27 protein-coding genes are annotated in these 26,276 nt (G+C 50.8%); 19 read left to right on the forward strand and 8 right to left on the reverse strand.

The window, feature by feature from the left end; translation table 11 throughout:
• Positions 1 to 82: 82 nt before the first annotated feature.
• Both RAL90_RS07605 and thiS read right to left on the reverse strand, forming a co-directional pair.
• Positions 83 to 853: a thiazole synthase gene (locus RAL90_RS07605; RefSeq protein ID WP_306253916.1), complete on the reverse strand. Its 771-nt coding sequence runs from the start codon at positions 851 to 853 to the stop codon at positions 83 to 85.
• Between the two features lie 3 nt (positions 854 to 856).
• A complete protein-coding gene (gene thiS, locus RAL90_RS07610; protein WP_306253917.1) occupies positions 857 to 1,066 on the reverse strand; it encodes a sulfur carrier protein ThiS in 210 nt (69 codons plus the stop codon).
• 114 nt (positions 1,067 to 1,180) lie between these two features.
• Between thiS and aroQ the strand changes: the two genes are divergently transcribed.
• From aroQ to RAL90_RS07640, 6 genes are all read left to right on the forward strand, one after another.
• The gene (aroQ, locus tag RAL90_RS07615) at positions 1,181 to 1,639 is read left to right on the forward strand and encodes a type II 3-dehydroquinate dehydratase (protein ID WP_306253918.1); all 459 of its coding nucleotides are present in this window, start codon (positions 1,181 to 1,183) and stop codon (positions 1,637 to 1,639) included.
• Between the two features lie 11 nt (positions 1,640 to 1,650).
• Positions 1,651 to 2,130 carry an acetyl-CoA carboxylase biotin carboxyl carrier protein gene (gene accB, locus RAL90_RS07620; RefSeq protein WP_306253919.1) on the forward strand — a complete coding sequence of 160 codons (480 nt, stop codon included), beginning with the start codon at positions 1,651 to 1,653 and terminating at the stop codon, positions 2,128 to 2,130.
• A gap of 43 nt (positions 2,131 to 2,173) precedes the next feature.
• Positions 2,174 to 3,520 carry an acetyl-CoA carboxylase biotin carboxylase subunit gene (gene accC, locus RAL90_RS07625; protein ID WP_306253920.1) on the forward strand — a complete coding sequence of 449 codons (1,347 nt, stop codon included), beginning with the start codon at positions 2,174 to 2,176 and terminating at the stop codon, positions 3,518 to 3,520.
• 75 nt (positions 3,521 to 3,595) lie between these two features.
• On the forward strand, positions 3,596 to 4,330 hold the full coding sequence (locus RAL90_RS07630; protein WP_306253921.1) for an SDR family oxidoreductase: 735 nt from the start codon (positions 3,596 to 3,598) through the stop codon (positions 4,328 to 4,330).
• 11 nt (positions 4,331 to 4,341) lie between these two features.
• Positions 4,342 to 4,944 (forward strand): 2-hydroxychromene-2-carboxylate isomerase, encoded by a 603-nt coding sequence (locus tag RAL90_RS07635; RefSeq protein ID WP_306253922.1) that lies wholly within the window; start codon positions 4,342 to 4,344, stop codon positions 4,942 to 4,944.
• A gap of 4 nt (positions 4,945 to 4,948) precedes the next feature.
• Positions 4,949 to 5,740, forward strand: coding sequence for an acyl-CoA thioesterase II (locus RAL90_RS07640; protein ID WP_306253923.1), 792 nt, complete (start codon positions 4,949 to 4,951; stop codon positions 5,738 to 5,740).
• 23 nt (positions 5,741 to 5,763) lie between these two features.
• Here the strand turns inward: RAL90_RS07640 and RAL90_RS07645 are convergent, their stop codons facing one another.
• From RAL90_RS07645 to RAL90_RS07655, 3 genes are read right to left on the reverse strand one after another with little or no spacing between them, the layout of a single operon-like run.
• On the reverse strand, positions 5,764 to 6,921 hold the full coding sequence (locus RAL90_RS07645; RefSeq protein ID WP_306253924.1) for an acyl-CoA dehydrogenase family protein: 1,158 nt from the start codon (positions 6,919 to 6,921) through the stop codon (positions 5,764 to 5,766).
• Positions 6,922 to 6,944: 23 nt separating this feature from the next.
• Positions 6,945 to 7,862: an SDR family NAD(P)-dependent oxidoreductase gene (locus RAL90_RS07650; protein WP_306253925.1), complete on the reverse strand. Its 918-nt coding sequence runs from the start codon at positions 7,860 to 7,862 to the stop codon at positions 6,945 to 6,947.
• Positions 7,863 to 7,908: 46 nt separating this feature from the next.
• Positions 7,909 to 8,676 (reverse strand): TetR/AcrR family transcriptional regulator, encoded by a 768-nt coding sequence (locus RAL90_RS07655; protein ID WP_306253926.1) that lies wholly within the window; start codon positions 8,674 to 8,676, stop codon positions 7,909 to 7,911.
• A 124-nt stretch (positions 8,677 to 8,800) separates the two neighbouring features.
• Here RAL90_RS07655 and RAL90_RS07660 point away from each other — a divergent pair, with 124 nt between their 5' ends.
• The 13 genes from RAL90_RS07660 to RAL90_RS07715 all read left to right on the forward strand — a co-directional run bounded on the left by RAL90_RS07660 (position 8,801) and on the right by RAL90_RS07715 (position 21,747).
• Positions 8,801 to 10,609 carry an acyclic terpene utilization AtuA family protein gene (locus tag RAL90_RS07660; RefSeq protein WP_306253927.1) on the forward strand — a complete coding sequence of 603 codons (1,809 nt, stop codon included), beginning with the start codon at positions 8,801 to 8,803 and terminating at the stop codon, positions 10,607 to 10,609.
• Positions 10,610 to 12,232, forward strand: coding sequence for an acyl-CoA carboxylase subunit beta (locus RAL90_RS07665; protein WP_306253928.1), 1,623 nt, complete (start codon positions 10,610 to 10,612; stop codon positions 12,230 to 12,232).
• 10 nt (positions 12,233 to 12,242) lie between these two features.
• On the forward strand, positions 12,243 to 13,061 hold the full coding sequence (locus tag RAL90_RS07670) for an enoyl-CoA hydratase/isomerase family protein (protein WP_306253929.1): 819 nt from the start codon (positions 12,243 to 12,245) through the stop codon (positions 13,059 to 13,061).
• Entirely contained in the window at positions 13,058 to 15,079 is a 2,022-nt protein-coding gene (locus tag RAL90_RS07675) for an acetyl-CoA carboxylase biotin carboxylase subunit (RefSeq protein WP_306253930.1), read from the forward strand. Before RAL90_RS07670 ends, RAL90_RS07675 begins: the two co-directional genes overlap by 4 nt.
• A gap of 3 nt (positions 15,080 to 15,082) precedes the next feature.
• Positions 15,083 to 15,898 (forward strand): TIGR03084 family metal-binding protein, encoded by an 816-nt coding sequence (locus tag RAL90_RS07680; RefSeq protein WP_306253931.1) that lies wholly within the window; start codon positions 15,083 to 15,085, stop codon positions 15,896 to 15,898.
• A 19-nt stretch (positions 15,899 to 15,917) separates the two neighbouring features.
• Positions 15,918 to 16,625 (forward strand): histidine phosphatase family protein, encoded by a 708-nt coding sequence (locus tag RAL90_RS07685; protein WP_306253932.1) that lies wholly within the window; start codon positions 15,918 to 15,920, stop codon positions 16,623 to 16,625.
• 154 nt (positions 16,626 to 16,779) lie between these two features.
• Positions 16,780 to 17,820: a GTP 3',8-cyclase MoaA gene (gene moaA / locus RAL90_RS07690; RefSeq protein ID WP_306253933.1), complete on the forward strand. Its 1,041-nt coding sequence runs from the start codon at positions 16,780 to 16,782 to the stop codon at positions 17,818 to 17,820.
• A gap of 4 nt (positions 17,821 to 17,824) precedes the next feature.
• Positions 17,825 to 18,070 carry a molybdopterin converting factor subunit 1 gene (moaD, locus tag RAL90_RS16335; RefSeq protein WP_372340416.1) on the forward strand — a complete coding sequence of 82 codons (246 nt, stop codon included), beginning with the start codon at positions 17,825 to 17,827 and terminating at the stop codon, positions 18,068 to 18,070.
• 2 nt (positions 18,071 to 18,072) lie between these two features.
• Entirely contained in the window at positions 18,073 to 18,534 is a 462-nt protein-coding gene (locus tag RAL90_RS07695; RefSeq protein WP_306253934.1) for a molybdenum cofactor biosynthesis protein MoaE, read from the forward strand.
• A complete protein-coding gene (moaB, locus tag RAL90_RS07700) occupies positions 18,521 to 19,051 on the forward strand; it encodes a molybdenum cofactor biosynthesis protein B (protein ID WP_306253935.1) in 531 nt (176 codons plus the stop codon). Before RAL90_RS07695 ends, moaB begins: the two co-directional genes overlap by 14 nt.
• A 4-nt stretch (positions 19,052 to 19,055) precedes the next feature.
• Positions 19,056 to 19,547, forward strand: coding sequence for a cyclic pyranopterin monophosphate synthase MoaC (gene moaC / locus RAL90_RS07705; protein ID WP_306253936.1), 492 nt, complete (start codon positions 19,056 to 19,058; stop codon positions 19,545 to 19,547).
• Complete coding sequence (gene glp, locus RAL90_RS07710; RefSeq protein WP_306253937.1) at positions 19,544 to 20,746, forward strand: gephyrin-like molybdotransferase Glp; 1,203 nt, start codon at positions 19,544 to 19,546, stop codon at positions 20,744 to 20,746. The genes moaC and glp overlap by 4 nt, the downstream gene beginning before the upstream one ends.
• On the forward strand, positions 20,746 to 21,747 hold the full coding sequence (locus RAL90_RS07715) for a YeiH family protein (protein ID WP_306253938.1): 1,002 nt from the start codon (positions 20,746 to 20,748) through the stop codon (positions 21,745 to 21,747). Before glp ends, RAL90_RS07715 begins: the two co-directional genes overlap by 1 nt.
• On the opposite strand, the gene RAL90_RS07720 is transcribed toward RAL90_RS07715, so the two are convergent.
• From RAL90_RS07720 to RAL90_RS07730, 3 genes are read right to left on the reverse strand one after another with little or no spacing between them, the layout of a single operon-like run.
• Positions 21,700 to 23,388: a hydantoinase B/oxoprolinase family protein gene (locus RAL90_RS07720; protein ID WP_306253939.1), complete on the reverse strand. Its 1,689-nt coding sequence runs from the start codon at positions 23,386 to 23,388 to the stop codon at positions 21,700 to 21,702. The genes RAL90_RS07715 and RAL90_RS07720 overlap by 48 nt on opposite strands.
• Positions 23,378 to 25,471 (reverse strand): hydantoinase/oxoprolinase family protein, encoded by a 2,094-nt coding sequence (locus RAL90_RS07725; protein ID WP_306253940.1) that lies wholly within the window; start codon positions 25,469 to 25,471, stop codon positions 23,378 to 23,380. The genes RAL90_RS07720 and RAL90_RS07725 overlap by 11 nt, the downstream gene beginning before the upstream one ends.
• A complete protein-coding gene (locus RAL90_RS07730) occupies positions 25,464 to 26,252 on the reverse strand; it encodes an SDR family NAD(P)-dependent oxidoreductase (RefSeq protein ID WP_372340451.1) in 789 nt (262 codons plus the stop codon). The genes RAL90_RS07725 and RAL90_RS07730 overlap by 8 nt, the downstream gene beginning before the upstream one ends.
• Between the last annotated feature and the right edge of the window lie 24 nt (positions 26,253 to 26,276).

Here is a 26,276-nt window from a genome sequence, read left to right on the forward strand (position 1 = left end):
GAGAAAGCGGCCCCTTCTGGGGCCGCTTTTTTTTAGCATTTTTCAAGGCGACTGAGGCCAACCCCGGTAGGGTCAAGGTTTACTAGATCAGTCCTGCCAATGGGGAGGATGGGTCTGCGTACATTTTTCTTGGCATTCTGCCAGCAAGGTATGCCTCTCTCCCCGCTATGACAGCATGGCGCATGGCACTTGCCATTTTCACCGGGTCTCTGGCTTCTGCGATTGCGGTGTTCATCAGCACGCCATCACAACCAAGTTCCATAGCTATCGCAGCGTCAGAAGCTGTGCCAACACCCGCATCTACCAGCACAGGCACCTTGGCTTGCTCGACGATGAGCCTGATATTGACCGGGTTTTGTATGCCAAGGCCTGAACCTATCGGCGCTCCAAGTGGCATGATGGCACAGCATCCGGCATCTTCCAGGCGGCGCGCATACACCGGATCATCCGTACAATACACCATGACCTCAAAACCGTCTTTGATCAGGAGTTCCGCAGCGCGCAGTGTTTCCTGCATATCAGGATACAGCGTTTTCTTGTCTGAAAGCACTTCAAGCTTGACCAGCTTCCACCCCCCTGCCTCACGCGCAAGACGCAATGTCCGGATGGCATCTTCGGCGGTAAAACAGCCCGCCGTATTAGGCAGATAGGTATACTTCTCCGGGTCCACATAATCGACAAGCATTGGCTTGTCTTTATCCGTCAGGTTAACCCGCCGCACAGCGACGGTGACGATCTCGGCACCCGCGGCCTCAGCCGCCGCTGCGTTCTCCGCATAATCCTTGTATTTTCCGGTGCCGATAATCAGCCGCGATGAAAATGTTCTGCCGGCAATTTCAAACGTATCGCTCATGCCTCACCCTCCCCCAACAAACTGGACAATTTCAAGCTGATCTCCTTCATGCAGTGTGGTCGATTGAAAAGCTGACTTGGGTACAATCTCACGATTTCTTTCTACGGCGATTTTAGTTGGCTTCAATTCCAGCTGCGCAAGAAGATCACTCAACGTCAGACCTGCCTTCAGACTGCTTAGCGTACCATTCACGGAAATGTGGATTTCTGACAATGTACAATCCTTCCGGGTATTATCCCCTGAATTTTCATACCATGACCTAGCAATCCTCTGTTAGGATACAAGTCTTATGGTTCGGATTTCCGCAGCCACCGTCAAAGGGTTAATATGACAACGCCAAAAGTGTTCATCTTGAATGGGCCGAACCTTAACCTTCTGGGGGTGCGCGAACCCGCTGTTTACGGCCATGACACTCTCTCACAGATTGAGGAACGGTGCATTGCAAGAGCCAGCGCGAAAAACCTGATGATCGATTTCCGCCAGACCAATACAGAAGGTGAATTGATCGACTGGGTGCATGAGGCGAACGGCGGTGCGCAGGCGCTTATCCTGAATGCCGCAGGCTATTCGCACACGTCAGTTGCCCTTCATGACGCCCTGAAGGCATGCGCTATACCCAAGATTGAGCTGCATATTTCAAACATCCATGCGCGCGAAGCGTTTCGCCATAAGTCCATGGTCAGCCCAGTGGTGACAGGCTTAATCTGTGGATTTGGGACAGACGGATACGTCATGGCCCTTGACGCCGCTGCGCGGCTCATTGAAAAGAGCCTTAAAAATCAATAAGACAGGACCCTATGGCACAGAAAAACGCGGGCGATTCCATGCAAAAAGAGCTTGAATGGATCAGGGCACTTGCAGATGTCCTGACCGAAACCGGCCTGACTGAAATCGAGATTGAAAAGGACGAAATATCTCTGCGCGTTGCGCGCGGCGGCGTACCTCAAGCTATCAGCGCGCCGCTTGCGCCAGCTCCTGTGCAGCAATCAGCACCTGCACCTGAAACACCTGCACCATCAGATGCTGCCAGAGCAGCGGACCACCCTGGGGCTGTAAAGTCGCCCATGGTTGGTACAGCCTACATGTCTCCAGCGCCTGGCGCAGACGTTTTCGTGAAGGTTGGTGATTCCGTGCGCGAAGGCCAAACCCTGATGATTGTTGAAGCCATGAAAACAATGAACGAAATCAAGGCTCCTAAATCAGGTACTGTGAAGGAAATACTGGCTAAAGACGCTGAGCCTGTTGAATTTGGCGAAGCGCTTCTGGTTATCGGTTGATCGCTTTCCCCTGCGGCCCGTCAACCTCACAAAGGTCAACAAGATGTTCAAGAAAGTCCTTATTGCCAACCGCGGAGAAATCGCCCTGCGGGTCCATCGCGCCTGTAAGGAGCTTGGCATCGCGACAGTCGCCGTACACTCCACGGCGGATGCCAGCGCAATGCATGTTTCCCTCGCCGATGAGAGTGTCTGCATCGGCCCGCCCCCCGCCAAAGACAGCTACCTGAATGTCGCCTCCATTATCGCCGCTGCCGAAATCACGGGCGCAGATGCGATTCATCCAGGCTATGGATTCCTCTCTGAAAATGCTCGTTTTGCGGAAATTATCGCCGCGCATGATCTTACATTCATCGGACCTTCCGCAGATCATATTCGCGTCATGGGTGACAAGATTGCCGCTAAAGAAACCATGGGTGCCGCAGGCATCCCACTTGTGCCAGGCTCTGATGGCGGTATCTCGGACCTTGGTGAGGCCATGCGTGTTGCCAAAGAGATCGGCTTTCCGGTTCTGATCAAAGCAGCCTCTGGTGGTGGTGGCCGTGGCATGAAGCTGGCCGAGAGCGAAGACGATCTCGAGAAGGCAATTTTTACGGCGCAGGCAGAGGCAAAAGCAGCATTCGGTGATGATGCGGTCTATCTGGAAAAATATCTTGGCCAGCCACGCCATATAGAAATCCAGATCGCCGCAGATGCACACGGCAATGTCATTCATCTCGGCGAGCGAGACTGCTCTTTGCAACGGCGTCATCAAAAAGTGCTGGAAGAAGCACAATCACCTGCGCTCACCCCTGAGCAGCGGGAAAAGATCGGTGAGACGACACGCGCCGCGATTGAAAAACTTGGCTATCTTGGTGTGGGTACAATCGAATACCTGTATGAAGATGGTGAATTCTATTTCATCGAGATGAACACGCGCCTGCAGGTTGAGCACCCTGTGACCGAGCAGATAACTGACGTTGATCTCGTCCGTGAGCAGATAAAAATAGCCGCCGGCGAGCCCCTTGCTTACAAACAAAGCGATATCAAATTCAAAGGACATTCGATTGAATGCCGGATCAATGCAGAAGATCCGCAAACCTTTGCGCCCTCCCCTGGGAAAATCACCAATTTTCATGCACCGGGTGGACCCGGCGTTCGATTCGATTCCGCCGTATATGATGGCTATACAATCCCACCATATTACGACTCAATGATCGGAAAGCTGATTGTTTTTGGTGACTCCCGTGAATTGGTGCTGGCCAGACTCAAGCGGGCTCTGGACGAAACAGTCATTACAGGCATCAATACGACTATCCCGCTTTTTCAGCGCCTGATAGAGAATGAACAATTTCAGCGTGGTGACTATAATATTCACTGGCTCGAGAAATGGCTGTCTGGGAACAAGGCTTGAGCACGCTGCTTACTGTTCTGAACGGTTGACAGGCCAAGCTCATTTTTGAAAGTGTTTCCGTGAGGAGACGCATAAATGGCTGCGACCAAAAGCTGTCTGGTAATCGGTGCAGGTGATGCAACAGGTGGTGCCGCTGCACGTCGTTTTGCAGCGGGTGGCTATGTTGCATGTATCACCCGCCGCGCAAGACATCTTCAGCAACTGGAAAGCCTTGCCGCGACTATCCGTCAGGACGGCGGCACTGCGCACCCATTTGGTGTTGATGCCCGTGAGGAAGATCAGATGGTGTCACTGATAGAGAAAATCGAGAGCGATATTGCCCCTTTGGAAGTGGCAATCTTCAACATTGGCGCGAATGTGAACTTTGGTATTACTTCGACAACAACACGGGTCTACCGAAAGGTCTGGGAAATGGCCGCTTTTGCCGGCTTCCTGATGGGACGTGAAGCAGCACGTCATATGCTCCCGCGTAAATCTGGTACAATCATCTTCACTGGCGCAACAGCCAGTATGCGCGGCGGTCCAGGATACGCCGCCTTTGCAGGCGCAAAATTTGCGCTGCGTGCGCTTGCCCAGTCGATGGCCAGAGAGTTGGGGCCACATAATATTCATGTTGCGCATACGGTGATCGACGGCATGATCGACAGCACTTTTATACGAGAGAATATCCCGAATGTGGACCAGTTGCGAGATGATGACAAAATACTGAACCCGGAACATATTGCAGAACAATACTGGCAACTTCACAAGCAGCCTCGTACAGCCTGGACACATGAACTGGATTTACGGCCTTGGGCCGAGAAATGGTAGGAGAGAGACTCATGGCAGAAATTGAATTCTATTTCGACTTCGGCAGCCCAAACGCATATCTGTCATATAAGGTGCTGCCGGAAATTCTGGTGCGTACAAAGGCGCAACTTTCTATGAAGCCAGTTCTCCTTGGAGGTGTCTTCAAGGCAACCAATAATCAGTCCCCCTTCGTTGCCATGGCCAACATTAAAGGTAAGTTCAACTACGAACAGCTTGAAATGCAGCGCTTCATCCAGAGTCATCAGCTGACAGAATTTCAGATGAACGCCCACTTTCCGGTTAATACACTACACGTCATGCGAGGTGCGGTTGTGGCAGAGGAAGACGGGTACCTTGACAACTATATTGACATTGTCATGGCTGCCATGTGGGAACAGTCCATGAAGATGGATGACCCGGATGTTATTGCAGAAGTCCTGGCATCAGGCGGACTGGACGCAGCGCGCATCATATCCGGGTCCGGCACAGCAGAGATAAAGCAGAAACTTATTGATAAGACAGAAGCGGCCGTTTCCCGCGGCATCTTTGGCATCCCGACGTTCTTCATCGGTGATGAAATGTGGTTCGGCAAGGATCGCCTTCATCAGGTTGAAGATTACCTGTTGGCTGAGTAGAGCGATGCAACTCACCCCTTTCTCTGACCTTTTGAGACTTGATAAATCAGGTAATCAGTACAGTACTTTTATATCTGAGGACTGGCAACAGGGACGCAGCACATTCGGTGGCCTAACCGCAGCACTATGCCTTAAGGCTGCTTTGAATTCAGTCTCCTCCTTACCAGCGTTGAGATCAGCACAACTTACATTTATTGGCCCGGCAGCCGGTGATGTAACACTTTCATCCCGCGTGCTCAGACAAGGAAAGAATGTCACCTATCTGCAAACTGACCTGCATGGCGAAAAAGGGTTGGCAACCAGTGCGATATTTTGCTTTGGGGGCAGTCGGGAAAGCACACAAATGCGCAATGACTTGCCCATGCCAGATGTGCCTGAGCCTGATGGGTTACCGCTGCTGTTTGAGGGCGGCGGTGGCCCTGGCTTTGCCGTCAATCATTTCGAACAACGCTTGGCACTGGGTACTCACGCTTTCGGGGGTGACGATGCCGACAATCATGTATGGGTTCGGTTCAAGGACAGAAATACGCCCGAAGATACCTTGTCCCTTATGGCAATAGCCGATGCCCTGCCCCCTGCAGAATTGTCTGCCTTCAAATCTTTCGCCCCCATCAGCACCATGACCTGGCTTGTCAACTTTTTAACTGATCAACCTGTCACAGAAGATGGCTGGTGGCTGATTCATGCATGTGCCAACCATACTCTCGGTGGATATTCCAGCCAGGATATGACTGGCTGGAACAAAACCGGCCAGCCAGTTTTTTCCGCCAAACAGTCCATTGCTATTTTCGCATGAACGATCAGTGGTGCCCGTCAATGTTAAATGGAGCGGGCAATCAGTAATTTCATAATTTCGTTCGTACCACCATATATTCGCTGAACCCGGCTGTCAGCGTACATTCGGCTGATAGGGTATTCATCCATATATCCGTAGCCGCCAAAAAGCTGTAGACATTCGTCAATAACTTCATTTTCAAGATCAGATAACAGCATTTTGGACATGGATGCTGTCACAGCATCGAGCTTGCCCGCAATCAGCTGCTCTGTGCAGTGATCAACAAAAACGCGCGCCATGGTTGCCTTGGCCTTATATTCAGCCAGTTTGAATTGTGTGTTTTGAAAAGAGAAAACCGGTCTACCAAAAGCTTCGCGTTCCTTCACATAATCGATCGTCAACTCAAGAGCCCGCTCAATAGCGGCCATGCCCTGCACGGCAATCTGGTGCCGCTCCTGTGGCAGTTGCTGCATAAGCTGGAAGAAGCCTTGTCCTTCGTCTGTCCCCAAGAGGTTTGCGGTAGGAATTTTCACGTCACTAAAAAAAAGCTCGGATGTATCCTGAGCCTTGTTCCCCAGTTTCTTGAGGTTGCGACCGCGCTCAAACCCATCGACTTCATCAGTCTCAACCACCATCAAAGACACGCCCTTGGCCCCTTCCCCGGGGTCCGTTTTAGCAACCACAATGATAAGATTTGCTGTTTGCCCGTTCGTGATGAATGTTTTTTGGCCGTTAATCTTGTACTGATTACCTTCTTTGATGGCTGTCGTCTTAACCGATTGCAGGTCAGACCCTGTGCCGGGCTCTGTCATGGCTATCGCTGCAACCAGCTCACCTGTTGCCATTTTCGGCAACCAGCGCTGCTTTTGTTCTTCGGTGCCATAATGTTCAATGTAAGGCGCTACAATGCAGTTATGTAAAGAAGCGCCAAACCCCTCAACACCGGTTAAAACCATCTGCTCAATGAATATCTGTTCATGCGCAAATGTACCGCCAGCGCCGCCATATTCCTCGGGCATGGAAATGCACAGAAGACCGTTCTCGCCCGCTTTGTTCCAGATGGCACGGTCAACAACCCCTTGGTCCCGCCACTTTTCCACATGCGGGGTCAGTTCGCGTTTACAGAACTTAGCTACTTCTTCTTCAAACAGAACAATATCGTCTGTCTTCCAGGAAGGCGTCGCCACTTGCAATGCTGACATAAGTTGATCCTCTCTGTGTGGTGCTATTTGCTGGAAAGATGCTGCATGGCCATACCGACAAAATGCATCGTCTGGGACCCTGCGTTATCCATATCACGCGCGTCATCGCCAGCAGTGATTTTATCAATATTCTCCGCAATAAAATCTGCATTTTGTTGTTCAGGCGGGAGATAGATGCCCTGTGTTTCCTTGATCTGGGTCACAGCATAACCTCCGGACCCTGCACACATGATCATTTTAGTGGGTGCATTGTCATTGGCGAGATAAACCAGTGCGGGCGTAACGCTTTCAACAGTCATCAGTTTTGCTGCATCTTCAGGGATCAACCCCTCCGTCATGCGCGTCAGAGCCGTTGGCGCCAACGTGTTGACATGAATGTTGTTTTTAGCGCCCTCGATGCTGAGAACGTTCATCAGGCCAACAACGCCTGCTTTTGCTGCGCCATAATTTGACTGGCCAAAATTGCCATACATACCTGAAGCTGACGTTGTCATGACAATACGGCCGTAATTACGCTCCTTCATGTGGTTCCAGACTGCCTTGGAGCAAATAGCGGAACCAATCAGGTGAACGTCAACAACCGTACGGAAATCATCCAGTTCCATCTTGGAAAAAGATTTGTCGCGCAGAATGCCGGCATTGTTGACCAGAATATCCACATGCCCCCAGCGCTCAAGGGTTGCGGCAACCATGGCTTCTACTTCGTCAGGCTTGGTAACATTGGCGCCGTTGGCCATTGCTTCGCCACCAGCAGCTTCGATTTCAGCAACAACGCTTTCCGCGACGGTTCCTGTCCCGCCGGTCCCATCAACAGAACCGCCGAGATCATTCACAACAACTTTGACACCGCGACGTGCGAGTTCCAGCGCATGACTGCGACCAAGGCCGACACCCGCGCCAGTGACAATGGCCACGCGATCATTGAATTCTACCTTACTCATAGCAATTTCCTTTCAATTCTGGTTCTGTTCCATCCCGGCGATGTCTTTATTCAGTCTGCTTGGCAGCAGACATCGCCTCAAAACGATCCACTGTTTTTTCAAGACTCTCCGCAAGCTGTATCAGCTCCGAACCTGTCGGCATAACACGACCATTCGCTTTTCCCTGCCCCAGCATAAGGTCAACAAGGCCGGTTGAGAAAGTCTCCAGCGCAGTTTGCTGGCCCCGCAACAACATCGTTCGCATTGCATATTCCAAGGCGCCGTAAAATGTGTCGCGCATAATCCAGGTGGATGAACTATCTGGCAGATCACCTCGCCACATGGCGTCGCGAATCACCTGATCGAAAACAGAAACATATTTCCTGTTCATTCTGTAAAGTGGATTGTCCGCCTTCATCTCCAGCGTAAAATCAAAAAGCAATGCCATCTGAAGAATTCGCTGGCTCTCCAGTATGTTGATCAAATGATGAGTTGCCAGAAATGTCAGTCTCTCCCGTGTGCTGTTCAACCGGCCCGTACCTTCGCGAGCTTCATCGGTAAGACGCTGGTAAAATTTTTCAATCACCGCAGAAGCCAAAGCATCCTTGTTACTGAAGTGATTGAAGATCGTGCCTTCGGAGACATTTGACAGACGAGCGATTTCAGCCGTTGTGGTACGGGCATATCCCTTTTCCTGAAACAAGCAATAGGCAGCTGCAATGATCGCATCTGTGCGGCTCTCTTGACGAGACCGTCCAGCATCCAGTTCAGTTGGAAGCGATACTGGTCCGGCAACGGACTTTCGGGTTGTTTTTTTTATGCCTGTTTTCGCCATATGATTTCAGAAGATTGACATTTATCGAATGAGTGATACTCATTATTTCTGAGTGATACTTTATCCGGCCATTCAAATCAACCCGAGAGCAGTATTGGCCAGCCTCCTGGAGGAGACTAAGAAAGTGAACGGCAAAACGGTCAGAATTGGCGGTGCCAGCGGCTATTGGGGAGACAGCTCAATGGCAACGCCGCAACTGCTTGGCAGTGGTGATATAGACTATATCGTTTACGATTATCTGGCCGAGATCACGATGTCGATCATGGCGCGGGCCAAAGCTAAAAGCCCTGAGGCTGGTTACGCGACTGACTTCATCAGCGGTGTTCTACATTCTCACCTGGCACTAGCAGCAGATAAGGGCGTAAAACTTGTGGCGAACGCAGGTGGTGTAAACCCCGAGGCTTGTGGCGCAGCGGCGCGTGAGATTGTCAAAAAACTCGGACTGGATCTGAAAGTTGCGGTCATAACGGGTGATAATCTTTTTGATAACCGCAACGAAATTGCGGCTTCTGCTCCTTCGGAAATGTTCACAGGCGAAAACTTTCCGCCATCAGACAAAATTGCCAGTATAAATGCCTATATTGGTGCATTCCCGATTGCTGAGGCCCTTTCTGGTGGTGCGGACATCGTCATTACAGGGCGGTGCGTTGATAGTGCCGTTACTTTGGGCATCTGCATTCATGAATTTGGCTGGCAAACAGATGACTGGGATCGCCTCGCCAGTGGCAGCCTGGCTGGTCATATTCTTGAATGCGGGCCACAGGCGACCGGCGGAAATTTTACAGATTGGGAGCTGGCCGGTGACATCGCCGATATCGGTTATCCAATCGCGCATATCAGGCAAGATGGCAGCTTTGACGTTATAAAGCCCGAAGGAACCAGTGGTATCGTCAATGTCGGCACAGTCTCAGAGCAGATGCTGTATGAAATTGGCGACCCGCAAGCCTATATCCTGCCGGATGTCACCTGCGACTTCTCGGAAGTTCAAATCACTCAAGCAAGCGAAAACAGGGTACAGGTAAGCGCTGCCAGGGGACGCCCTGCGCCTTCTACCTACAAAACCTGTGCCACGTATGCTGATGGCTTTCGGACTGGTGTGACCATGTCATTTTATGGCTTTGAGGCGCACAGAAAAGCACAGGCTTTTGCAGAGGCTGCTTTTGCACGAACCAGAAAGGTTTTCCGCAAGTTTAACGCTGGCGACTTTACCGAAACCAGCGTGGAAATCATTGGCGCTGAAAGTCAGTTTGGTGCCTATGGAAACCCCGATGAGGCACGGGAAGTAGTGGTCAAAATAGCGGCCAAACATCCGGATATGATGGGCGCTGGTTTGTTGCTAAAGGAACTCGCGGGTCTGGGCCTTGCAACTCCGCCGGGACTTTCGAGTTTCTCCGGTGGCAGACCAAAACCCTCCCCTGTTGTCAGGTTGTTCTCCTATCTTTCTGCCAAGGAAGATATTACCATCAGTATAGATATTGATGGTGATATTAAGCAGCATCAATCTGATGCAAAAGCTGCTGTTCGTCCTATCGAAATCAAACGCCCTTCCTTGCCTTCTCCGCCTGATGCAATTGATGATATGGTTGATGTGCCCCTGATCAAACTGGCCTGGGGCCGGTCAGGTGATAAAGGCAACAAAGCCAATATTGGTATTATCGCACGTGAGCCCGTATATTTACCATATATCTGGCAGGCTCTGTCCGAAAGCAGTGTTGCCAAGAGACTGGCGCATTTTATCGAAACTCAGAACAAAGAAGATGCAGTGTTACGGTTCCTTTTGCCTGGCTCAAATTCCATCAACTTTCTGATTGATAATGTGCTCGGTGGTGGTGGTGTTGCATCCCTCAGGAATGACCCACAAGGCAAGGGATACGCACAAATCCTTCTGGCTCACCCTGTTCCCATCCCTGCACATATGGCGGAGACCCTTTAGATGCCTGTTTTCAAATCCAAAGTGAACGTCAACTCGGAGGCATTCGCCACTAACCGTAAGGATATGCTAGAGTTGGTAGATAAACTGCGGGAACTTAATGCCAGAGCCCCTGCCCTGTCTGCCTCAAAAAAAGAGAAGTTCGATAAACGTGGACAGATCCTGCCGAGAGAACGCCTAGCCAGGTTACTGGATCCGGGGATGCCATTTCTGGAAGTTGGAAATATTGCCGGCTACCTTCAGGATACGGACAAGGAAGAAAGATCTGTTCCCGGCAGCACCATCATTGCAGGTGTTGGCTTCGTTAATGGCACGCGCTGTGCTGTTGTTGTGGATGATAGCGGCATAAAAGCCGGGTCACTCACGGTTGCTGGCGGTTACAGATTGCGCCGATTGCAACAGATTGCTTTGGAACAGAATCTGCCATTCGTACATCTTGTTGAAAGTGCCGGCGGTGACCTGATGAATTACACCGTTGAAGGCTTTTTCGAAGGCGGCTCACTTTTTGCCAATCTAGCACGTTTATCCAAAGCAGGTATTCCGGTACTGGCCATTCTACACGGATCATCGACAGCTGGCGGCGCATATATGCCTGGCCTCTCGGATTATGTTGTTGCTGTCAAAGAAGGCGGCAAGGCTTTCCTTGCCGGCCCGCCATTGCTGAAAGCGGCGACTGGCGAAATTGCCACAGAGGCAGAGCTTGGTGGCGCAGAAATGCATGCCAGCGTATCCGGACTGGCAGAGTACCTTGCCGAAAATGATGGTGAAGCAGTCTTGATGATGCGTGAGGTCATCAACCGCCTTGGCTGGAACGACCGCTGCGCGATGCCAGAACAGGGCGCATTTCGAGAACCGGTATATGATATTGACGAAATATGCGGCATCGTACCGGTAGATTACCGAAAACCTTATGACGCCCGTGAAGTCATCGCACGAATTGTTGACGGTTCAGATTTTACGGACTTCAAACCATTATACGGTGTTTCAACAGTCTGTGTGCACTCGGAAATATATGGACACCAATGCGGTATTCTCGCCAATAACGGCCCCATCGACCCGGACGGCGCGACGAAGGCTGCACAGTTTATGCAATTATGTGATCAGTCAGATACACCTGTGATCTTTTTGCAAAATACAACAGGTTATATGGTGGGCAAGGAGTATGAACGTGCCGGAATGATCAAACATGGGTCGAAGATGATTCAAGCCGTCACAAACCTGTCTGTACCAAGATTGACAATGATGATCGGCGCCAGTTATGGCGCAGGAAACTACGGCATGTGCGGAAGAGGTTATGACCCTGACTTCCTCTTCACATGGCCCAATGCCTCTGCAGGCGTCATGGGAGGAGAACAGGCAGCTACAGTCATGCAAATTGTGGCGGAAGGACAAGCCGCTCGTACAGGAATAGAAATAGACCAGAAGAAATCAGCCATGCAAGCTGCCATGCTGACACATCATTTTGACCGTCAGTCTGGCGCTTTCTACACATCAGGTCATTGTTGTGATGACGGTATGATCGACCCGAGAGACACGCGTCGCACGCTTGGCTTTCTTCTTGGAACAGTTCGTGAGGGGCGTCACAGAGATGTAAAGCCAAACAGCTTTGGCATCGCGAGGATGTAAGACAAATATCATGACCACATTACCTGATACCGAAAAGCTGCTGCTCGACCTCAACAAGGGCTGGCTGACTATCTGGTTTAACACACCCGAGAACCGTAATGCCTTGAGCAGTGAACTATCCGAAGAGCTGATGACAGTTTTGCACATGATCCGTGATGATCGGTCTGTGCGGGGCATCACGCTGCGGGGCAAGGGGGGGATATTTTGCGCCGGCGGTGATTTGAAAAGTTTCGGCTCTGCGCTTTCCGGCGAGTTCACACACGAAGATGCAGTGAAACTGAACCGTGGGGGCGGAGAAATGTTTCAACTGGTCAACACCATGCCACAGGTTGTGATTGCACTGGTGGAAGGCGCGGCCATTGCTGGAGGGCTCGGTATGCTGTGCTGTGCAGACATTGTGGCAGTAACAAAAGACGCAAAGTTTTCGTTGACAGAAACACAGCTTGGCATCGCTCCTGCCCAAATCGCGCCTTACGTCGTTCAGCGCACAGGCCTGACCACAGCACGGCGCCTGATGTTGACAGGTGCACGATTTACCGGTTCCGAAGCAGAGCGATATGGCCTGGCAGACTTTGTGGCAGACACAGCGGGACAGCTGGATATTATTGAGGAAGACATCAAGGCGAATGTCATACGCTGCGCGCCGGGGGCTAATGCCGCGACTAAAGAGCTTGTCCTCGCAGCACCTCATCTTGATACGAACGAGATGATGAACCTGGCAGCAGAGCGATTTGCAGACTGTATGCTCAGCGATGAAGGGCGTGAAGGTATCATGTCATTCGTACAAAAGAAAACACCCTCCTGGGCGAGATCGGAGGAAGATCAATGAGTACACAGAAAACACCATTCAGCAGTATCCTTATCGCTAATCGCGGTGAAATCGCCTGCCGTATTATCCATACAGCAAAATTGCTTGGCTTGCGAACCATTGCCGTTTACTCTGAAGCCGATGCGCAAGCGCCGCATGTGATGATGGCCGATGACAGTTATTGTCTGGGCCCCGCCCCGGTCGCCGCATCCTATCTTGATATGGACAAAGTGCTCGAGGCTGCCACAACAAAAAAAGCTGAGGCAATTCACCCCGGCTATGGCTTTCTTTCAGAAAATGCAGATTTCGCTACAGCCTGCACGGACGCAGGTCTGATCTTTATCGGCCCCACGCCGAAAGCCATTGAATTGATGGGTGACAAAGCCAAAGCGAAGCGCCGAATGATTGATGCAGGCGTACCATGTGTACCTGGGTATCAGGGAGAGGAACAATCTGATGGCAGACTGATTGATGAAGCCGCCAAGATCGGCTTCCCGATTATGGTAAAAGCTGCTGCTGGCGGCGGCGGGCGCGGTATGCGCCTGGTCGAGGCGGAATCTGCCCTGGCGACGGCCATCACGGCAGCCCGTAGTGAAGCTGAAAATGCGTTCGGTTCTGGTGAACTGATCCTTGAAAAAGCCATAAGCCAGCCGCGGCATGTGGAGATACAGGTTTTTGCCGATAAGTATGGCAATACAATACATCTGGGCGAACGCGATTGTTCCGTGCAGCGCAGACACCAGAAAGTTCTGGAGGAAGCACCCTGCCCTGTTATGACGCCGGAACTGCGCCAGGCTATGGGTAACGCAGCTGTCAAAGCCGCAAAAGATATTGCATATGTTGGCGCGGGAACCGTTGAATTTCTACTTGATGCCTCTGGTGAATTCTATTTCCTAGAAATGAATACACGCCTTCAAGTTGAGCATCCGGTAACAGAAATGGTTACCGGCCTTGATCTCGTAGCTTTACAGATACGTGTCGCGCAGGGCGACGAATTGGGCCTTGTTCAAAAAGATGTTGCTCTATCAGGTCATGCCATAGAAGCACGTCTCTATGCAGAAGATACCAGTCAGGATTTCCTGCCTGCCACTGGTCCCATAGACCTGTGGCAACCCGCCTCTGGCGCTGGCATTCGTATCGACTCGGGTATTTCAACTGGCGGTGAGGTTTCGCCTTTTTACGATCCGATGCTTGCAAAGATTATCGCCTATGGTGACAATCGCGAGGAAGCAAGGCGCAAACTTATCGATGCCTTGAAATGCACCGTCATGTTTGGCGCCACAACGAACAAGGCATTCCTCATAGAAGCACTAGAACGCCCGGCTTTCGTGAATGGGGCAGCAACAACAGCTTTTATAGGCGACAGCTTCTCGAAAGAAGACCTCGCAGGGCAATCGCTTACTGAACGTGATGCAGCAATAGCTGCAGTCCTTCTGTATACTTCAGCACACGCGAAAGCCATGCACCGTGCCATCGCCACGCCGCACGAGCTATCAAACTGGTCCAGCGCCACAAAAATATCGACACCGTTCAGATTTGCACAGGGTGAGAATGGAATTACCCTCAATATTACACCAGCTGGCGACAACACTTATCATATTCTAACCGACGATCAGACTTTTAACATGCTCCTCACTGAAAAAGACGACTGTAAGGTGTATTTTGATATCAATGGTGAGAAGATAACTGCTTACTACCAGATCAGCAAAACCGACCCGTCAGGACAATCAATTTATATCTCCATTGAGGGGTGTGATCATTTTCTGACTAATGCGTTTGGTGTCTTCACTTCAGCGTCGGACACAGCAGGTGCAGGCTCAGTCACGGCTCCCATGCACGGAATGTTGTTGGAAGTATTTGTGTCTCAGGGAGACAAAGTGAAAAAAGGTGACAGACTGGCTGTCGTTGAAGCTATGAAAATGCAACACGAGCTACTCGCAGAGGTGGATGGTGAGGTGGCTGACATACATTTTGAAGCCGGTGTGCAGGTTGCCGCTGACAGTCTACTGATGGAAATTACGGTTACAGAAAGCTCATAGAACATGATGCAGGCAGCACTGGACTTCAAACAGGAGTGCGATGCACTCGCAGCAATACTTGAGCAAGCTGATGATTCAGATTTTCAACGTGTGACCCAGTTCAAGGATTGGACCATAGAAGACGTCATCGGGCATCTGCATCTCTGGAACATTGCGGCTGCTGAAACGCTGAAAGGCCGTGAGAACTGGACGGCTTTCTTTACTTTCATCATGGAACAGATGGGTAAAGGCGCAGGCCATCCGCAATTACAGCGAGCCTGGTTTGATGCAAACTCCCGGGGTATCCGTGGGCACGCATTATATGATGAGTGGCGTGCCTTCTATCCACAGCTTGCTGAGGATTATGCAAAGGCTAACCCCGCTCACAGGGTTGCCTGGGCCGGGCCTGACATGAGCACTGAATCCAAAATTATCGCCCGGCAAATGGAAACCTGGGCACACGGTCAGGAGGTATTCGACATACTGGGCGCTGAACGGCAAGACACCGACCGTATCCGCAATATCGCCCATCTCGGCGTCACCACCTATGGCTGGACATTTCGCAATCGCGGAGAGGAGCCGCCCAAACCCAAGCCCTTCGTAGAACTCATAGCGCCATCTGGCGAGATTTGGGTATGGAATGAACCTCAGGAAGATAATCTGGTCCGGGGCACCGCAACCGCGTTTTGTCAGATCGTAACCCAAACCAGAAGCGTGCTGGACACAAATATTGAGACGATCGGGGATACGGCGGAAAGATGGATGGCTGTCGCTCAGTGTTTCGCTGGCGCTGCAGAAACTCCGCCATCCAAAGGTCAACGCTATCGCCTTTCATCCTGATCTTCTCTAACATTGATTCATGGCAACTATTTACCTCATACGACATGGGCAGGCTTCATTCGGGGCAGAGAACTACGACAAACTTTCACAACTCGGTGAACGCCAGGCTGAAATCGTGGGGCAATATTTTCGCCAATGCGACATCCGGCTTGATGCCGCCTATAGCGGTAACCTGTCCCGGCAGCACCGCACGGCAGAACTTACAATCGAACAACAGGGCTATGAGGTCCCACATCATATTGATGCTCGTTTCAATGAAGTAAAAAATGATGAGCATGTTGAGTATTTCAAAGACAGGATCGCTGCGCGCGACCCTGACCTCGCACAAAAACTTGTTGAAGGCAGCTTCACCAGCAAAGACTATCAGAAGGTTGTAGAGGCAGTCTTTACGCACTGGGTATCACCAGATTGCAACGAACCGCGCACCCAAAGCTGGGCGGATTATTCAGCAGAAGTAAAAGATGCCATGCGTGATGTGATGAAGCATGAGGGTTCTGGCAAAACCATCGGTATCTTCACATCAGGTGGCACCATCGCAACCATCGTATCGCAAGTGCTCGGACTCACGGGCGAACACGCTTACAGCTTTTATGAACCAGTTATAAACTGTTCCGTAACACAACTTTTTTATAATTCTTCGCGGGTTTCCCTTTCATACTTTAATGACCACTCATTTCTTGATATACTGGGCAGACAGAATAGCGAAAACCTGGTCACATATAGATAACGTCAGGTCAGCCTATTGAGGCATTGCTCTGCTGTCTTTGCACTCGACCATGTAAATCGCGTAGTCTCGGCATATCCGCTTCATCCTTGTAAGGGTGAGAACCCTCGGACTATCTCTAACGTCGCAACAAGTGACTGGCTATAGAGCTCAAAAAATGCGTATAAACGCACCCAAGATGTTGAAAGAATTGAACAAAAATTCACCACTCATTGACGAATACGGGCGCCAGGTAAACTACCTGCGCCTCTCGGTTACGGACAGATGCGACTTGCGTTGCACTTATTGCATGTCTGAGAAAATGACTTTCCTGCCTCGAAACGAACTCCTCAACTTTGAGGAGCTGGAAAGGTTATGCATGGTCTTTATCGACCGTGGTGTTCAGCATTTGCGCATCTCTGGCGGTGAGCCACTCACACGCAAAGATATCCTGTCCTTATTTCAGGCACTCTCCTTACATCTGGCAAAAGGCTCTCTGCAAGAACTGACGCTGACAACAAATGGGACACAACTGGAACGCTATGCGCAGGAGCTTTCAGATTGTGGTGTGCAACGTATCAATGTTTCTCTTGATACGTTGGATCAGGATAAATTCACAAATATCACCCGCCGGGACAAACTTCCAGCCGTGCTGCGCGGCATAGATGCAGCTCTTTCCGTTGGTATAAAAATTAAAATCAATACTGTTGCTCTCCAAAACCATAACCTTTCCGAATTATCCCGTATGATCAGATGGGCACACAGCTTGGGAATGGACATATCTTTAATCGAAGCTATGCCGATGGGTGAGATAGAAACAGACAGAGTAGACCAATATATACCTCTGTCTGCAGTTAAAGAGACCCTCAGCAGAGAAATGACCTTGTCACCAATTTCGTATAAGACTTCCGGGCCATCCCGGTATATGCTTGTTGAAGAAACAGGTGGTCGTTTAGGTTTCATATCGCCCCTCTCCCATAATTTTTGTGAAAGTTGCAACCGTGTGCGTATTACATGCACAGGTCAATTATACACATGCCTTGGAAACGAAGGTATGGTTGACCTGCGCGCGCCACTTCGAAACGATGTAACAAATACAAAACTGACCCAAAAAATAGATGAAGCCCTGATGCGCAAACCCAAAGGTCACGATTTCAACATCACACGCCGGGGGCAAGCGCCTTCCGTCAATCGACATATGTCAGTTACAGGGGGCTAACCCTATGGAGGTCAGATATTTTGGACGCTTGAGGGAGCAACTTAACATCGAGGTCGAACAGGTTTCTCTACCCGATAACATCAGCGATGCATCTACTTTGCGCACTTGGCTGGCCAGTACAAGGTATAACGGCACCTGTCTTCTGGACCAGTCTGTGCGCGTGATCGTAAACGAGGAGATCGTTACCTGGGAACATACTGTTACTGAGACTGATTCTATCGCCTTCATTCCTCCGGTGAGCGGCGGATAAAGATGTTCTCCTTACTTAAACAAAATTTCAATGCAGCCACGGAGTTAAGCCTGTTCCTGTCTGAAGCAGACGGCCGGGGCGCAACAACAAGCTTTATCGGCACCGTCAGGGGAAAAGAACAGAAGCAAGAAGTAAATGCTCTTTTTATCGAGCACCACCCTGTACTGACCGAAAAAAGTATCAGAGAAATTATCATGCAGGCTTGCAACAGGTGGCGGTTACTGCGTTATCTCGTTTTACACCGTATCGGCACCATTCATTCTGGTGAAGATATTGTACTGGTTGCGACCACGGCGACACATCGGCGAGACGCATTTGAGGCTGTAGATTTCATCATGGATTACCTAAAAGCTGATGCCCTGTTCTGGAAAAAACAGATTACAGAAACCGGAGCAGAATGGATTGAACCTCGTGCACAGGATTATCAGGACAAAAAAAGGTGGCGTGACAATGCCGGGTATTGACAACACACTGACTTTCAAACCTGTCCGGATCTCTGTCCTGACTGTTTCGGACACACGCACAGAAGCCGACGATACATCTGGAGATATTCTTGCAGAGCGTATTCAAACAGCCGGGCATCAGTTGGCGGGCCGCAAGATCGTTCGTGATACTGTTCTAGAGGTAAGAGAAACAGTCCAAACATGGATTAACGACCCTGAGATTGATGCGGTGATATCCACCGGGGGGACCGGCTTGACGGGCCGGGATGTCACCCCTGAAGCAATCGAGCCTTTGTTTGAGAAGAAAATCGAGGGATTTTCCGTGATATTCCATCAGGTCAGCTTTCAGTCAGTCGGACTCTCGACGCTGCAATCACGGGCAACAGCAGGAGTTGCCCAAGGCACGTTTATTTTTGCTCTGCCTGGATCAAACGGAGCCGTCCGTGACGGTTGGGATAAAGTCATCGCCATGCAACTGGATTCACGACACAAACCCTGCAATCTGGTGGAACTGATGCCACGCCTTCGGGAAAAGTGAAAAGATGACTGACAAATTGACCCATTTCGATGAAAACGGACGCCCACAGATGGTGGATGTGTCCAGGAAGCAAGAGAGCATTCGGCGCGCCGTTGCGCGTGGGTATGTCAGTTTTACACCCGATATTTATGACATGATCAAGAACGGAAACAGTAGCAAAGGCGATATCAGACTTGTTGCAGAACTCGCCGGGATCATTGGAGCAAAACGGACTAGCGACCTTATTCCCTTATGCCACCCATTGCCCTTGAGCGGTGTGTCAGTGACCGTCATCTCAGATGATCACCTAAACAGTTTCGTTGTGACTGCTGAAGTTAAAACAAGCGGCAAGACCGGCGTTGAAATGGAAGCACTGACAGCGGTTTCAGTCGCGTGTCTGACAATCTATGACATGGCAAAATCCCTTGATAAAGCCATTCTGATTGAGAAGATTGAGCTACAAGAGAAATCCGGTGGTAAATCTGGTGATTACCATCGTGCTGCCGAAGCATCATGATCAGCGTAGAAGAAGCGCTAGATTTTCTGCTAGATAACGCAAGAGGACTTGATACGGAGTATGTTTCGCTTGGCCGTTTATCCGGACGGGTCTGCGCAGAAACTGTACACGCATTAACGACTCAGCCGCCCTTCCCTGCATCTGCAATGGATGGTTATGCTATTCGCTTTGAAGATGCCCAGCAAGGGAACGCACTGAAAGTCATCGGAGAAGCCCCCGCTGGAAAGTCCTATGCTGGCTGTTTGAAAAAAAGTGAAGCAGTACGGATTTTTACCGGTGCCATGATTCCAGCTGGCGCAGACCATGTCGTTATTCAAGAGGATGTGGAGCGCCAGGGTGCTGACATAATCATTCGGGAAAAACAGCATCAACAGCGACATATCCGTGCGGCTGGTATTGATATGCAAAAGGGAGATATCCTCGCCGAGCCCGGCACAACGCTTCATCACCTGCATGGCTCTGTTTTCGCGGCGGCAAATATACCTCACATATGCGTTTATAAAAAACCACGTATTGCGCTATTTTCAACTGGTGATGAGTTGATTGACCCCGGTAGTGATCTGGAACCAGGAAAGATTGTAAACTCTAACCATTATGCACTCACTGCACTGATCGATCATTGGGGCGGCATTGGCACTTACCTTGGCTGCGCCCGGGACACTGAGGACGATATCGCAATACTTTATGAGCAAGGTCGTCATCATGATGTGATCGTACCAGTTGGCGGCGCATCCGTTGGTGACTATGATCATGTGAGGTCAACTTTTACCCAGCTCGGGGGTAATATAAATTTCTCCAAAGTCGCCGTGAAACCGGGCAAACCGACTTGGTATGGAGCGTTGGATAGGACAAACGTTCTCGGCCTTCCTGGCAATCCTGCCTCTGCCATAGTTACGGCATGCCTGTTTCTTCAACCGCTGATCCGCGCTTTGGCCGGACAAACCGTGCCAGAGCGAAAATGGCATATTGGCAAACTCGCGACTGATCTGCCTGCTAATGGTAGACGGGAAAACTATCTGCGTGCAGTTACCGAAACGGACAGGTCAGGAAACATCCTCCTACATCCAGCAGAGGGTCAGGACAGCTCTCTTTTGAAGCCCTTTCTCTCCTGCAACGCCCTTATTAGGCGCAAGCCAAACTCAGAGAAACTGCAAGCTGGAGCTTTGACTGAATTTATGACACTGACGAGATCATCCTGATGCCAACACTGGATATTTCAGCGTTGCGCAACAAAGCAACCGTCATCGTGCCGGGATTACTCGTAGCCTTGCTTATTGCCGCTGCTGCTCGGTTTGTTTCAGACCATTACGGCGCACCGGCGATGCTGTTTGCGTTGCTGATCGGGATGGCATTTCATTTTCTCTCAGAAAGACAGCGGTTTACGCCCGGCATTGAATTTACCTCCCAACGACTGTTGAAAACCGGCGTTGCTCTTTTAGGGGCGAAAGTTACTTTCGAAGAGATTGCTAGCCTGGGCGCAGCACCAGTGCTGATTATTCCGGGACTGATTATTTTGACAATTTCAAGCGGCATTATAATTTCAGCCTTTACATCTAAATCCCGAAGTTTTGGCATTCTTACCGGTGGTGCCGTTGCAATCTGTGGTGCTTCAGCTGCGCTCGCTATTTCATCCGTATTGCCGAGAAACGACACTGTAAGGCGTGATACGCTTTTTACTGTTATCGCTGTCACGACTTTGTCAACAATCGCCATGGTCGCCTATCCTGTTCTTTTTGCTAATTTTGGCTTTGATGATCAGCAGACAGGTTTCCTGATCGGCGCAACAATACACGATGTCGCTCAGGTCGTCGGGGCAGGATATGCCGTCTCCGACGAAGCGGGACATATTGCCACTTATGTAAAATTGCTTCGCGTCTGTTGCCTGCCTTTTGTCATACTGACTATTGCCCTGATGATGCGCGGAGAGAACGCAGACAAGTCGCTTACTGTGTTCCCTTGGTTTGCCGTGGTTTTTGCGATTATCCTTATTGTGAACAGTATTGGTCTTTTGCCAGAAACCATTCGAAGCATCATGGACTGGGCATCACAGTGGCTCTTGATTGCAGCCATAGCCGCACTGGGGATGAAAACGTCACTGAAAACCATTGCCGATCTTGGTCCTGCACATATCGGTGTTGTAATTGCGGAGACCCTATTCCTCGTGGTTGCTGCGACCATCGCGATCAATTTCATCAGTTGATAGACCGTAGACTTTTTTTGCCGCTTCGGCTGAAACAAATCCGGCCTTGATATCCGTTCGCACAAGGGCTCTATCTCTCAAGGTCGTATCACCTTTACCACCGCCGCCCGGGGTCTTGATAATAACACGCTGGTTTACAGGCACCTCATCGCGGCCCATGCCTCTCAGTTTAGTACCATCCGACAGACCAGCGCCGCCCTTACCCCCTGACAAACCTCCATCCAGCCCGTTTGCCGGATGATCAATACGGTCAAACATCTTGGAAATCACCATTGGCTGCTGATGCGCATGTTCAAATTCCATAATCTGACCAAGCCCACCACGGTGCTCACCGCCGCCGCCGCTGTCTGTCAGATATTCTTTTCGCCACATTATGACAGGGGCTGAAACTTCGTTGATCTCAACAGGTGTGTTTTTCACGCCAGACGGAAAAGCGGTACATGACAGACCGTCCTTACCGGGACGGGCACCCGTTCCCCCAGTATAAAACGGATTGATCACAAAAGACGGGCCAGTCGCGCCATCACAAATACCCTCTCCCCCCATCAAGACAGGCAGATAGAGACAGGACGCACCCTCGGCCGGAGTCCGGTCAGGAATAACTTTGGCCAGCGCCCCCAGCACAACATCCGGCAGCATCTGCCCGACCGTATGGCGGGCCGATACCGCTGCCGGGCGTTGCGCATTCAGAATTGACCCTTCCGGTGCGCTGACCTGCACAGGATTTAATGACCCTGCATTATTGGGAATATCGCCGCCGATCACGCACCGCACTCCAAAAGAGGCGTAAGCCTGCGTATAGGTCAACGGCACATTTATGCCGTGAGATTGCATTCCTGACGAGCCGGAAAAGTCCACTTCAATTTTATCATAATCTACACTGACTTTTACACATAAACATACTGGTTCATCATAACCATCAATGGTCATTGCGTTCTCATAGACGCCATTTGGTATTTGAACGATTTCTGCACGCATTGCAGCAGCAGAATTCTCAATAATGACATTCCCAATCAGATCAATATCATCAATGGCCAGTTCATCCAGCATCTGGTTGAGACGCTTGGCTCCCGTATCGTTGCAAGCCGATAGTGAATACAGGTCTCCCTCTGCTGCGACTGGGTCACGCACATTCGCCCGAATAATTGTGAGCAAAGTATGGTTCAATCTGCCTTTACTGAAGAGGTGGTCGATCGGTATCAACAAACCTTCTTCATAAACCTGGCGCGCATCAGGGCCAAAACCAAGGCCCCCAACATCTGCGATATGCGAAGTTGCAGCGAATAGAGCGATGCAATGCCCTTTTCGAAAAACAGGCGTCACAACAGTAAAGTCATTGAGATGACCAGTCCCGTCCCATGGATCATTTGTGAGCAGAACATCTCCCTCTGATAATGTATCCGCAGGAAATTTTCGCAGGAATGAACCAACCGACGCAGCCATGGCATTCACATGACCTGGCGTCCCTGTCACCGCCTGCGCCAGCATTCGCCCTCTTGTGTCGAACACGCCAGCGGAAAGATCACCAGCCTCCCGCACGGTGGTTGAAAACGCGGTGCGGATCAGGGTCTGGGCCTGCTCTTCAACGATTGCAATTAACCGGTCCCATGCGAGCTGTATTTTGAGGTCATCAAACTTCATGCGTATCTGTCACCTTTTTGTACAGGAGCACATGACCATTTTGCAGAATACGCGCGTCAAAAGTTGATGTAACAACAATCGTTGTTTGTGACTCCAGAATAAGCGCCGGCCCAGACAGAATACTGCCAGGTGGCAGGTCGGTCCGTTCATGAAGCGAGTAAGAGATCATTTTTTCCTTGTATGGATCAAATACCTGCCGGGAAATCTGCGTTGTGACTTTATGTGTGGAGAACAGAGCTGGTGGCATTTCCTGATTTGGTTTCGGGCCAGTCATTGCCAAAGACCATGTCAAAATCTCAACTGGCATGTCAGGTATCGTTCGACCAAACAGATGCTTGTACTGGCTAGAGAATGCGCTGCGTAAATTCCCGCCAAGGGCTTCAACATCATTAACCGGTGAGAACGGTATCGCGATTTCGTGTCCTTGACCTGCATATCGCATAAAGGCAGTACAGTTTTCCTCCACCTTTTCAGAGCCCAATGCAGGCGCGACAATTTCGCGCGCCTCGCGGCGCATATCCTGCACGAGTTGTTCAACATCTTTCGCGTTCAACGCGTCAAGCAGCATATACCGACTACGGACAACTTCGTAGGAAACAGGGGCGAGAAGAAAACCTATTGCGGAACCAACGCCAGCATCTGCTGGCACAATGATTTCCTCTATACCAAGTTTCTCTGCCAGCCTTGCCGCATGTAAGGGGGCGGCACCCCCAAAAGCCATCATCGTTCGGCCAGTAATATCGGCACCTTGCTCAACGGCATGGGCACGCGCTGCATTGGACATATTCTCGTCCACGACCTCGCTGAATCCGAAAGCTGCCTGCATGACCTGTAGGTCAAGTTTTTCTGCTATATCGCGCGACAGTGCATCCAGAGCTGCCTGCTCATTCAGACGTATTTTTCCGTCTGCAAATCGATCCGGTACTATCTTTCCAAGCACCAGATCAGCGTCTGTTGTTGTTGCACTGGACCCTCCCTTATTATAGGCGGCGGGGCCAGGCTCAGAGCCAGCACTTTCGGGGCCGGCCTGAATACGGTTCAACTTGTCGACGCTGGCAATGGAGCCTCCCCCTGCCCCAATTTCAACCATTTCGATCACCGGTATACGCACTGGCAAGCCTGATCCTTTTTTGAACCTGTAGGATCGGTCCACTTCAAACGTACGGGAAGTTTTAGGCTCATATGCATCAATCAGACAGAGCTTTGCTGTTGTGCCCCCCATATCATAAGAGATGACAGAACGGGCTTCACATTCTCTCGCGATACTGCTGGCCAATATGGCGCCGCCAGCTGGACCAGATTCCACAAGACGTATGGGAAATCTTGCTGCAATCTCAACCGTGAGTAATCCGGCACCGGAGGAAATAAGATAAAACGGGCACGTAAAGCCGTATGCTGTTATTTGTGATGAAAGGTCGTGGAGATAGTCCGCCAGCAGCGGCCGCACATAGGCGTTTGCGACGGCTGTGGATAATCTCTCATATTCACGGATTTCAGGGGCAACTTCACTGGCGAGAGTCAGTGACAGATGCGGGCGATGATGCGCAAGCAGATCAGCAACCTGCTCTTCATGCGTTCTGTTCGCATAGGCATGAAGAAAACCGATTGCGACGCTCTGCACTTCCTCGCTGTCGAGAGTGGGCAAAAGGTCTGTCACGCTTTTTTCGTCGAGCGGGACGAGAATATTTCCATCCTTGTCCATTCTTTCTCGCACAGGCAGGCGCAACCACCTTGGCACCAATGGCTGAGGGCGATCTATGTTGATATCATATTGTTCAAAGCGGTTCTCATACGCCATTTCCAGAGAGTCTCGATGGCCTTGTGTGGTGAGCAGTGCGGTCTTTGCCCCCCGCCTCTCGATCAGGGCGTTTGTCGCCAGAGTTGTGCCATGAACGATCATGCCCAGATTTTCTGGCGAAATCTCAGAGGCGCGCATCACTTCCTGAATGGCTGACAGAACGCCTTGTGCGGGGGCGTGATGTGTCGTGAGCGTCTTTGTAGTGCGCCGACTTCCGTCAGCCATCTCCAGCACGACATCGGTAAATGTCCCGCCAATATCTACGGCAAGGCGGGGCTTATTCATGGACGGGCACGGTATAGTTCAGGGCTGATCGCCCCCCATCGGGGAAAATAGTCTGCCCGGTTATATAGGATGCCATGTCGCTGGCCAGAAAGAGCGCTACCGACGCAATTTCCTCGACCTCCCCTACGCGGCCAAGCGGTGTGCGTGCCAGAATTTTTTTCTTGGCAGCTTCATCGTTCATGACCACTTTGAAAATGTCCGTCATGATGGAGCCGGGGCCAATCGCGTTAACACGGATACCATGTTCCGCAAGTCCCAGCGCGGAAGCCTTGGTGAGTTGCTGCAGGCCGCCTTTGGAGGTGACGTATGCAACCTGATCCGGAATCGCCAGGACGGAATTCAGCGATGACATGTTGATAATCGATCCGCGGATTTTTTTTGCCGTCATTTGCCGGGCAACCAGCTGGGTCAGGACGAAACATGCACGCAGATTGACGTTCAGGATTGCATCAAAGTCTTTAACATCAAGATCAAGCACATTGCCCGTGCGGATGGTGCCAGCATTATTTATGAGCACATCAATCGTGCCGAATTTTTTTTCCGCAGCCTCAACCAGTTCTTGGCAGGCTTCTTCACTGGCAACGTCACAGGTGACAGGGAGCGTATTAACGCCATGGTCGGCAGAAATTTTCTCTGCCGTTGCAATATTTTTTTTCTCGTCAATATCTGCCAGTGCGATGCTCGCACCCTGACGGGCAAATGCGTCGGCACATGCGGCCCCGATGCCTGTGGCAGCGCCGGTTACGAGAACTGTTTTTCCTGAAAAATCGAGCACCCACATCTCCTGTTTCAAGAGGTGTTATAG

It is taken from the genome of Parvularcula sp. IMCC14364 (genome assembly GCF_030758415.1).
In the GTDB taxonomy this organism is placed as follows: domain Bacteria; phylum Pseudomonadota; class Alphaproteobacteria; order Caulobacterales; family Parvularculaceae; genus Aquisalinus.